General features: G+C 64.5%; 8 protein-coding genes. 4 read left to right on the top strand and 4 right to left on the bottom strand.

What is annotated here, in order from left to right; translation table 11 throughout:
- Window positions 1-189 precede the first annotated feature (189 nt).
- Both M2S36_RS00510 and M2S36_RS00505 read left to right on the top strand, forming a co-directional pair.
- Window positions 190-1,923, top strand: coding sequence for a C13 family peptidase (locus M2S36_RS00510; RefSeq protein ID WP_207832798.1), 1,734 nt, complete (start codon window positions 190-192; stop codon window positions 1,921-1,923).
- 27 nt (window positions 1,924-1,950) lie between these two features.
- Window positions 1,951-2,595 carry an oxidoreductase gene (locus M2S36_RS00505; protein WP_207832796.1) on the top strand — a complete coding sequence of 215 codons (645 nt, stop codon included), beginning with the start codon at window positions 1,951-1,953 and terminating at the stop codon, window positions 2,593-2,595.
- A gap of 108 nt (window positions 2,596-2,703) precedes the next feature.
- Here M2S36_RS00505 and M2S36_RS00500 read toward each other — a convergent pair whose 3' ends face one another.
- The 4 genes from M2S36_RS00500 to M2S36_RS00485 form a co-directional block, all read right to left on the bottom strand.
- Window positions 2,704-2,991 carry a YceK/YidQ family lipoprotein gene (locus M2S36_RS00500; RefSeq protein WP_207832794.1) on the bottom strand — a complete coding sequence of 96 codons (288 nt, stop codon included), beginning with the start codon at window positions 2,989-2,991 and terminating at the stop codon, window positions 2,704-2,706.
- Window positions 2,988-3,617 carry a flavin prenyltransferase UbiX gene (gene ubiX, locus M2S36_RS00495; protein ID WP_016715383.1) on the bottom strand — a complete coding sequence of 210 codons (630 nt, stop codon included), beginning with the start codon at window positions 3,615-3,617 and terminating at the stop codon, window positions 2,988-2,990. Before ubiX ends, M2S36_RS00500 begins: the two co-directional genes overlap by 4 nt.
- Entirely contained in the window at window positions 3,614-4,963 is a 1,350-nt protein-coding gene (mpl, locus tag M2S36_RS00490) for a UDP-N-acetylmuramate:L-alanyl-gamma-D-glutamyl-meso-diaminopimelate ligase (protein ID WP_063911089.1), read from the bottom strand. Before mpl ends, ubiX begins: the two co-directional genes overlap by 4 nt.
- A gap of 66 nt (window positions 4,964-5,029) precedes the next feature.
- Window positions 5,030-7,003, bottom strand: coding sequence for a sigma-54-dependent Fis family transcriptional regulator (locus tag M2S36_RS00485; protein ID WP_233688376.1), 1,974 nt, complete (start codon window positions 7,001-7,003; stop codon window positions 5,030-5,032).
- 255 nt (window positions 7,004-7,258) lie between these two features.
- Here M2S36_RS00485 and exaC point away from each other — a divergent pair, with 255 nt between their 5' ends.
- Window positions 7,259-8,779 (top strand): acetaldehyde dehydrogenase ExaC, encoded by a 1,521-nt coding sequence (gene exaC / locus M2S36_RS00480; protein WP_012270312.1) that lies wholly within the window; start codon window positions 7,259-7,261, stop codon window positions 8,777-8,779.
- A gap of 227 nt (window positions 8,780-9,006) precedes the next feature.
- The gene (gene eat, locus M2S36_RS00475; RefSeq protein WP_013970695.1) at window positions 9,007-10,455 is read left to right on the top strand and encodes an ethanolamine permease; all 1,449 of its coding nucleotides are present in this window, start codon (window positions 9,007-9,009) and stop codon (window positions 10,453-10,455) included.
- The last annotated feature ends 1 nt before the right edge of the window (window position 10,456 follow it).

Genomic DNA, 10,456 nt, shown 5'->3' with positions numbered 1-10,456 from the left:
TACCCGCGAAGAAGACCACGCGCTGCATGGCACCGGCGTCGCCGGTGTTCGCGGGCACGCCCGCTCCCACAGGGACCGTGCCAGCTTTTCGATGCAGTGCAGGCTCGAGAGCTGCGCCAGCACATGCGTTCGCTGTTTCAGGATCCCATTCTGCGTCATACTCGGCAGACCTATTGCCCGGTTCTCGCCATGCGTCCATTGCTCCCCATCACCCTGGTCCTGCTGCTCGCCGCCTGCGGCGATGGCGAATCGCTGCTCCCGCCGGACGCGCGTCTGCCCGACGGTGGACGGTACCGGGGGCAGGTGGTCGATGGCCTGCTGCAAGGCGAAGGCCGGATCGACTACCCCAACGGCAGCTGGTACGCCGGCAGCTTCAAGGACGGCCAATGGCACGGCCAGGGCGAATGGCACGGGCGCAACGGCGAGGTGTACCGTGGCCAGTTCGCCGCAGGGCTGTTCCAGGGGCTGGGTGAGCTGACCACCCCGGGCAGCCACTATGCCGGCACCTTCAGCCGAGGCCGCCGCGACGGCGAAGGTACCCTCAAGCAAGCCGACCAGACCTACCGCGGCCAGTTCAAGGACGACCTGTATGAAGGCGCCGGCGAGCTGGAACTGGCCGACGGCAGCCGTTACCAGGGCCTGTTCGCCAAGGGCAAGCCCAACGGTGCCGGGGTGCGTAGCGATGCCAGCGGCAACCAGTTCAGCGGCCGCTTCATCAACGGCCAGCTGGAAGGCAGCGGCACCTACGACAGCGTCGACGGCGAGCAGTACATCGGCGAGTTCAAGGACAACCGCCTGGAGGGCCGTGGCCGCTACGAAAACGCCGAGGGTGATGTGTGGATCGGCGAATTCAAGGACGGTTCGCTGGTCGGCGAAGGCGAACTGCTGGGCAGCGACGGCAGCCACTACAAAGGTACCTTCGCCGACTGGCGCCTGTCGGGCCAGGGCAGCCTGCAACTGGCCGACGGCAGCAAGTACATCGGCGGCTTCCTCAATGATGCCTACCACGGTCAGGGCCGGCTGATCCTGGCCAGCGGCAAGGTCGAAAGCGGCACCTGGAGCAACGGTGTGCGCATACGCGACCAGAATGGCAAGCTGTTGCCCGACCCGCTGGACCTGGCGTTGCTCAATCAGGGCCGGTTGCTGGACGAGGCGCTGGCCCGGGTACCGCGCTCGACGCCACCGGTCCAGCTATACAGCCTGGTGGTGGCCGGCGATGGCCAGCAGAGCGTGTTCCTGCGCGAAGCCGACTACGTCAGCAACATGCTCAAGGTGCGTTTTGGCGCCCGCGGCCAGGTAACCTTGGTCAACCACCGCGACCACATGACCACCCGCGCCATGGCCACGCGCGAGAACCTCACCCGCGCTGCCCGCACCCTGGCCGAGCGCAGCGGCCCCGAAGACCTGGTGTTCATCTACCTCACCAGCCATGGCAGCCAGGACCACCAGCTGGTGCTCGACCAGCCGCGCCTGCAGCTGGCCGACCTGTCCACCGACGAACTGGCCAGCGCCCTGGCACCGCTGAAGGATCGCGACAAGGTCATCGTCATATCCGCCTGCTATTCAGGGGGCTACATCGCAGCGCTCAAGGATGAGCGCACGGTGATCATGACCGCCGCCCGGGCCGACCGCGTGTCCTTCGGTTGCTCGGAAGAAGCCGATTTCACCTACTTTGGCGATGCCCTGTTCGCCGAGGCGCTGAACCAGACCGACGACCTGAAACAGGCGTTTGAACTGGCGCGCGCCAGCGTTGCCGAAAGAGAACAAAGGGAAGGTTTCGAGGCCTCTGAACCGCAGCTGTGGGCGCCGCCGAGTGTGCTTGAGCACTGGCAGCACCTGCGCCGGCAGCAGGCCGAAGAAGCATTGCGTAACGCCGCACAGGCCACCGTGGGGGAACAGGCGCAAACGCCACGCAGCCACTAAGCTTGTGTGTAACAAGGGAGAGACATCATGTATTTGACGCCTCAGCATGTCCTGCTTGCCGGTGCCACGGGTCTGACAGGTGAACACCTGCTCGACCGCCTGCTCAACGAGCCAACCATCACCCGCGTACTGGCGCCTACCCGCCGGCCATTGGCCGAGCATCCGCACCTGGAAAACCCGGTGGGCGACCCGGCGGTGTTCCTCCCGCAGCTGGCCGGGCGGGTCGATATCGCCTATTGCTGCCTGGGTACCACGCTGAAGCAGGCCGGCTCCGAATCGGCCTTCCGTGCGGTGGACCTCGACATGGTGGTGGCCTTCAGCAAGCGTGCCCGGGAGTTGGGCGCGCGGCATCTGCTGGTGGTCAGTGCGCTGGGCGCCGACCCGAAATCGTCGATTTTCTACAACCGGGTAAAGGGCGAGATGGAAGAGGCACTCAAGGCCCAGGATTGGCCGCAGCTGACCATTGTGCGGCCGTCGTTGCTGCTGGGCGAGCGGGTCCAGCCGCGGCTCGGGGAAAAGCTGATGTCGCCGTTTTCCAGGCTGATACCCGGGAAATATCGGGGGATCGAGGCTTGTACCTTGGCCCGGGCGCTGTGGCGACTGGCGCTGGAGGAGGAAGACGGGGTGCGGATAGTGGAGTCGGATGAGTTGCGCAGGTTGGGCAAGAAATAGGCTTCACTTGTGATGGCCTCTTCGCGGGCACGCCCGCTCCCACAGGTACTGTGATCACTTGAGGATTACACAGATCCTGTGGGAGCGGGCGTGCCCGCGAAAGGGCCCTTACAGGCCACCAGTGGCCTGGAAGCCTACACCGGCCGCTGTCAGCAACGACAACGGCAGCAACAGGGTATCGAGCAGCATGCTCCCGGGCAGGTCCAGCCCCGGGTACGCCGGGGCATCAGCCCCATAATGATCACGCGGGCAACACCCGCCATTGATCACATACAAATCCAGCCGGGTACCGGCATACACCACCGGCGCCCCGGGCTTGTTGGCATCCAGCGTGCGCACCGTGGCACAGCCACCGAGCAGCACCAGCACCAGCACAACCGCCAGCGCTCGCTTCAATCATCCACCCCGAAATGGTGCTCACCCCAACGCGGCAACATGTCCTGGGGAATGTTCAGCAGGTTGAGAATGCGCGCGACGACAAAGTCGACCAGGTCATCGATGGTCTGCGGCTGGTGATAAAAGCCCGGCGCCGCCGGCAGGATCACCGCGCCCATCTGCGACAGCTTGAGCATGTTCTCCAGGTGGATGGTGGAGAATGGCGCTTCACGCGGCACCAGGATCAGCTGGCGACGTTCCTTGAGGGTAACGTCGGCAGCACGCTCGATCAGGTTGTTGCAGGCACCGGTGGCAATCGCCGACAAGGTGCCGGTGGAACAGGGCACCACCACCATCGCCGCCGGGGCGCCGGAACCCGAGGCCACCGGCGACATCCAGTCTTCCTTGCCATACACGCGGATCTGCCCGTCGGCGGCTCCGGTGTATTCGGTGAGAAAGGCCTGCATCGCCTGCGGCTTGGCCGGCAGCAACACGTCGGTCTCGGTGGCCATCACCAGTTGCGCGGCCTTGGAGATCAGGAAGTGCACCTCGCGGTCCTCACGCACCAGGCAGTCGAGCAGGCGCAGGCCATACTGGGCGCCAGAGGCGCCCGTCATGGCCAGGGTGATGCGTTCCGGCCCGCTCACTTCAGTGCCTCGGCCAGCTTGCCGTGCAGGCCGCCGAAGCCGCCATTGCTCATGATCACAACGTGGGTACCTGGGCGGGCCTGGCCCTTGACTCGCTCGATGATCGCTTCGAGGCTGTCGGCCACCACGCTGGGCACTTTGCATTGCGCGGCAGTGGCAGCCAGGTCCCAGCCCAGGTTGGCCGGGGCGTACCAGATCACCTGGTCGGCGTCGTTGACGCTTTCCGGCAGGCCGTCACGGTGGGCACCGAGCTTCATCGAGTTGGAGCGCGGCTCGATCACGGCGATCACCGGGGCCTCGCCAACGCGCTTGCGCAGGCCGTCGAGGGTGGTGGCGATGGCGGTCGGGTGGTGGGCAAAGTCATCGTAGATGGTCACGCCCTGCACTTCGGCAACCTTCTCCATGCGCCGCTTGACGCTCTTGAAGGCACTCAGGCCTTCGATGCCCATGGCTGGCACCACACCTACATGGCGCGCCGCTGCCAGTGTGGCCAGGGCGTTGGCGACGTTGTGCTGGCCAGTGAGTGCCCAATCCACCACGCCCTGCACTTCGCCGTCGAACAGCACTTCAAAGCGCGAGCCGTCGGGGCTGAGCAGACGCGCTTGCCACTGCCCACCTTCGCCAGTGGTCTGCACCGGGGTCCAGCAGCCCATGCCGATCACCCGCTCCAGCGCCAGCTCGGTAGTGGGGTGGATGACCAGGCCTTCGCTGGGGATGGTGCGCACCAGGTGATGGAACTGCCGCTCGATCGAGGCCAGGTCGGGGAAGATGTCCGCATGGTCGAACTCAAGGTTGTTGAGGATCGCCGTGCGTGGGTGGTAATGGACGAACTTCGAGCGCTTGTCGAAGAAGGCGCTATCGTACTCGTCGGCTTCGACCACGAAGAACGGCGTATCGCCCAGGCGCGCCGACACCGAGAAGTTCTGCGGCACACCGCCGATCAGGAAGCCCGGGCTCATGCCGGCGTGCTCCAGCACCCAGGCCAGCATGCTGCTGGTCGTGGTCTTGCCGTGGGTACCGGCAACGGCCAGCACCCAGCGGCCCTGCAGCACGTGATCGGCCAGCCACTGCGGGCCGGAAACATAGGGCAGGCCCTTGTTCAGCACGTACTCCACCGCCGGGTTGCCACGCGACATGGCGTTGCCGATGACCACCAGGTCTGGCGCCGGGTCCAGCTGGGCCGGGTCATAGCCTTGGGTCAGCTCGATGCCCTGGGCTTCGAGCTGAGTGCTCATCGGGGGATAGACGTTGGCGTCCGAGCCAGTGACGCGGTGGCCAAGTTCCTTGGCCAGCACCGCCAGCGAGCCCATGAAAGTGCCGCAAATACCGAGAATGTGAATATGCATGGTCGACCTCGCAAAACATCGAGGCAGGGTAGCCCAGGGCGCGATAAATCGCACCAGATGTTTCGCTCAGCCGGCCCTGGTGATGCCGTGTTTGCGCAGTTTTCGATACAAGGTATTGCGGCTGATGCCCAAGTGCTCGGCGACACGGGTGAGGTGCCAGTGTTTTGCCTCCAGGGTCGCCAGCAGCGCATGGCGCTCGGCATCCTCCAAAGCGGCAGGCCCTATCGCCGGCAAGCCGGCTCCCACAGGGTTTGCACATGGCTTGAAGCCATTGCCGTCGATGTGGGAGCTGGCTTGCCGGCGATCGAGGGCGAAGCCCTCGCGAACAATGGCGGGGAGATCCGGGAACACAATCCGGGAGTCTTCGCAAAGCGCCACCAAGGTACGCAGCACATTACGCATCTGCCGCACATTCCCCGGCCAGGCGAAATCGAGCAGTGCCTGGCGCGCCCTCGGCTCGATGTCGATCAGCTGCCCCTGCGCCTCCTGACGCAGCAGAAAGTCCAGCAACTGCGCCTTGTCACTGCGCTCGCGCACCGCCGGCAACGCCACTTCCAGGCCATTCAGGCGGTAATACAGGTCCTCGCGGAAACTGCCCTGCTCCACCCGCTCCAGCAAGTCGCGGTGGGTGGCGCTGACAATGCGCACGTCGACCGCCTGCGGTTCGCCACCGATCGGCACCACCTGGCGCTCCTCCAGCACGCGCAGCAAGCGGGTTTGCAGAGTCAGTGGCATGTCACCAATCTCGTCCAGCAGCAAAGTGCCGCCGTCAGCCTGCAACAGCTTGCCGCGCATGCCTTCCTTGCGCGCGCCGGTAAAGCTGCCGCCACGGTAGCCGAACAGTTCGCTCTCGATCAGGCTCTCCGGGATCGACGCGCAGTTGATGGCGACGAACGGCTTGCCGCGCCGCTCGCTGGCCTGGTGCACAGCCTGGGCGAAAGCCTCCTTGCCACAGCCGGTCTCGCCACGCAGCAACAGCGGCACATCGCGCTCGAACACCCGCACACTGCGGCGGAAGTCGTTCTGCAAGGCCGGGTCGAGCAGGCAGATAAGCGGCTCCACGTCCCGCACGGGTCGCGGCTGGGCAGCTGGCACCGACCACACCGGTGCGCGCGCCTGACCACGCAGGCTGGCGAACACCTGGCGCCCGTCCAGGGTGCGCAGCGGCCAGGCCGTGCTGCCAGCGGGCGTGGCGCGGCTGAACAGTTCGTCGTGGCTGCAAGCGAAAAAGCGTTCCAGCGGTTTGCCCAGCACGCCACCACGCACCGTGCCCAGCAGGTTCAGCGCGCTCTGGTTGGCGGCGCAGATGCGCCCGTCACCGTCGAAGGCCAGCAGGCCTTCGCTGAACAGACCGACCGACTCGGCCTGCAGGTGAAAACGCAACAGCCATTGCTGTTCGAAATGGCGCAGGAAGTAGCAGCTTTCGATCATCTTCGCCGACAGGTTGACCAGGGCCATGGTGTGGAACTGGCTCTGCCGGGAAACGTCGGGCCGTGCCGAAGACACATCCAGCACCGCCAGCAGCTCGCCGTGCGGGTCGAACACCGGGCTGGCCGAGCAGGTCAGGCCGGTGTGGCGACCACGGAAGTGCTCGTTCTGGTGAATGGTCAGCGCCTGGCGCTCGACCAGACAGGTGCCGATGCCGTTGGTGCCCTCGCGTGCCTCGCTCCAGTCGGCGCCCAGCCACAGCCCGGCGCGCTCGAAGCTGCGCCGCTCGGTCGGCGCGCTGACGCAATTGAGGATCACCCCACGGGCATCGGTCAGCAGCACCGCATGGCCGGCCCCGGAAAGCTGCTGATGCAGGCTGTTCATTTCATGGTCGGCAATCTGCAGCACCTGGCGCAGGCGCTCGCGGCTTTCCAGCAGGCGCCCGTGTTCGAGCACCACCGGGGCCTCGATCACCGACGGGTCGAGGTGGTAGTCCTCCAGGCAGCGCAGCCAGGAGCGGGCGATGGAGGGGTCGCTGCCGCCCTCTCCGGCCCCACCATGGGCAACGCTGTGGACTTGCTGGGCATGGCGACTGAAAAGATTGCTCTGCATTGTTGTAGTTCTCCGCAGATAGAGAGTCCCGCCAGCATCCTCCACCCGGGAAGGCTTTGCAATGCACCCTCCGGTTACGTGTCGCAAATGGCACAAAGTGTCACCCCCGCGCGTACCGGTGCTGGCACAGCAACCGTGGGGCAGGCTTTGGGAATCGAGCCAAGTCATTGATTTTACTGGCACTCGAAACGCTGGCCCAACCTTTGCTCTACGCTTTCCAACTCCCTAACAAACACAATAGCCAGGAGACACACCATGCGTTACGCACATCCCGGTACCGAAGGCGCGAAGGTTTCCTTCAAGAGCCGCTACGGCAACTACATCGGTGGTGAGTTCGTTCCTCCGGTAAAGGGGCAGTACTTCGAAAATACCTCCCCGGTGAATGGCAAGCTGATCGCTGAATTCCCTCGCTCCACTGCCGAAGACATCGACAAAGCCCTGGATGCCGCCCACGCTGCGGCCGACGCCTGGGGCCGCACTTCAGTGCAGGATCGCTCCAACGTTCTGCTGAAGATCGCCGACCGTATCGAGCAGAACCTCGAACTGCTGGCCATTACCGAAACCTGGGACAACGGCAAGCCGATCCGCGAAACCCTCAACGCCGACATCCCGCTCGCGGTTGACCACTTCCGCTACTTCGCTGGCTGCATCCGCGCCCAGGAAGGCGGCGCTGCCGAGATCAACGAAGGCACCGTGGCCTACCACATCCACGAGCCACTGGGCGTGGTCGGACAGATCATCCCGTGGAACTTCCCGATCCTGATGGCCGCCTGGAAGCTTGCTCCGGCACTGGCCGCCGGCAACTGCGTGGTGCTCAAGCCGGCCGAACAAACGCCACTGGGAATCACCGTACTGCTCGAAGTCATTGGCGACCTGCTGCCACCTGGCGTGCTCAACGTGGTGCAAGGCTATGGCCGCGAAGCCGGTGAAGCCCTGGCCACCAGCAAGCGCATCGCCAAGATCGCCTTCACTGGCTCTACCCCGGTCGGCTCGCACATCATGAAATGCGCCGCCGAGAACATCATCCCGTCCACCGTCGAACTGGGCGGCAAGTCGCCGAACGTGTATTTCGAAGACATCATGCAGGCCGAGCCAAGCTTCATCGAGAAGGCGGCCGAAGGCATGGTGCTGGCGTTCTTCAACCAGGGCGAGGTATGCACCTGCCCGTCGCGGGCACTGGTACAGGAATCGATCTACCCGCAGTTCATGGAAGTGGTGATGAAGAAGGTGCTGCAGATCAAGCGCGGCGACCCGCTGGACACCGACACCATGGTCGGCGCCCAGGCCTCGCAACAGCAGTTCGAGAAGATCCTGTCGTACCTCGACATCGCCCAGAAGGAAGGCGCCGAGCTGCTGACCGGCGGCAAGGTGGAAAAACTGGAAGGCTCGCTGGCCACCGGTTACTACATCCAGCCGACCCTGCTCAAAGGCAACAACAAGATGCGCGTGTTCCAGGAAGAAATCTTCGGCCCGGTGGTCAGCGTCACCACCTTCAAGGACGAAGCCGAAGCCCTGGCGATTGCCAACGACACCGAGTTCGGCCTGGGCGCCGGCGTGTGGACCCGCGACATCAACCGTGCCTACCGCATGGGCCGTGGGATCAAGGCTGGCCGCGTGTGGACCAACTGCTACCACCTGTACCCGGCGCATGCGGCGTTCGGTGGCTACAAGAAGTCGGGGGTCGGGCGTGAGACCCACAAGATGATGCTCGATCACTACCAGCAGACCAAGAACCTGCTGGTGAGCTACGACATCAATCCGTTGGGCTTCTTCTAAACCGCGCCGTCTTCTTCGCGGGTAAACCCGCTCCCACAGGTACTGCGCTTGCTTAAGGTGCTGTACACCCCCTGTAGGAGCGGGTTCACCCGCGAAGAGGCCTGGCCTGCTTTACACAATACCCAGAGCGGTAACCGTGCACCAACCGCTCTGGCTCGCTTCCTGCAATACACATCACCATCGGCCCGGAACCCGTCCGGCCACCAAGAAAAACAACAGGTGAATCTATGCCAAGCGATCATTCCGCCGGCTCGCCGGCAGGCTCTTCCGTCGACTTCGAAAAAGTCGGCTCGGACTATTTCCAGCAACGTGAACTGAAAAAAGGCGCCGCCGGCTGGGTCCTGCTGGTCGGCCTGGGCGTGGCTTATGTCATCTCGGGCGACTATGCCGGCTGGAACTTCGGCCTGGCCCAGGGCGGCTGGGGCGGTATGTTCCTCGCCACCCTGCTGATGGCCACCATGTACCTGTGCATGTGCTTCTCGCTGGCCGAGCTGTCGTCGATGATTCCCACCGCAGGCGGCGGCTATGGCTTTGCCCGCAGCGCCTTCGGCCCCTGGGGCGGCTTCCTCACCGGGACGGCGATCCTCATCGAGTACGCCATCGCCCCCGCCGCCATCGCGGTGTTCATCGGCGCCTATTGCCAGTCACTGTTCGGCATCGGCGGCTGGATGATCTACCTGGCGTTCTACATCGTGTTCATCGGCATCCACATCTTTGGCGTGGGTGAGGCGTTGAAGCTGATGTTCATCATCACTGCCATCGCCGCCATCGCCCTGGCCGTGTTCCTGGTGAGCATGGTGCCCCATTTTGATGCAGCCAACCTGTTCGACATCGCCAAAACGGACGCCGTGGGCGCCAGCAGCTTCCTGCCGTTCGGCTATGTCGGCGTATGGGCGGCCATCCCCTACGCCATCTGGTTCTTCCTCGCCGTAGAGGGCGTGCCACTGGCCGCCGAAGAAACCAAGAACCCCAAGCGCGACCTGCCACGCGGCCTGATCGGCGCCATGCTGGTACTGCTGGCCTTCGCCCTGCTGATCCTGGTGGTCGGCCCCGGCGGCGCGGGCTCCGAAGCACTGAAAGCGTCCGGCAACCCACTTGTAGAAGCCTTGTCCAAGGCCTACGGCGGTAGCACCTGGATGGGCGGCTTCGTCAACCTGGTCGGCCTGGCCGGGCTGATCGCCAGCTTCTTCTCGATCATCTACGCCTATTCCCGGCAGATCTTCGCCCTGTCCCGCGCCGGCTACCTGCCGCGCAAGCTGTCGGAAACCAACAAGAGCAAGGCCCCGGTACTGGCCCTGATCATCCCCGGGATCATCGGCTTTGCCCTGTCGCTGACTGGCCAGGGTGACCTGCTGATCCTGGTGGCGGTGTTCGGCGCTACCCTGTCGTACGTGCTGATGATGGCCGCGCACATCACCCTGCGCATCCGCCGGCCGAAGATGGAGCGCCCCTACCGTACCCCCGGTGGCATCTTCACCTCGGGTTTGGCCCTGGTGCTGGCCTGCATCGCCGTGGTCGCCGGTTTCCTGGTCGACCCACGAGTGGTGATTGGCGCCGCAGTGATCTATGCGGTATTAATTGCCTACTTTGCTTTCTACAGCCGCCACCACCTGGTCGCGGGTACACCGGAAGAGGAATTCGCCGCGATCCAGAAGGCCGAAGAGGCCCTGCACTGAT

The organism is Pseudomonas sp. SF2, assembly GCF_036858055.1.
Lineage (GTDB): Bacteria > Pseudomonadota > Gammaproteobacteria > Pseudomonadales > Pseudomonadaceae > Aquipseudomonas.
Note: the sequence above shows the minus strand (reverse complement) of the source record. Positions and strands in the feature narration are given on the sequence as shown.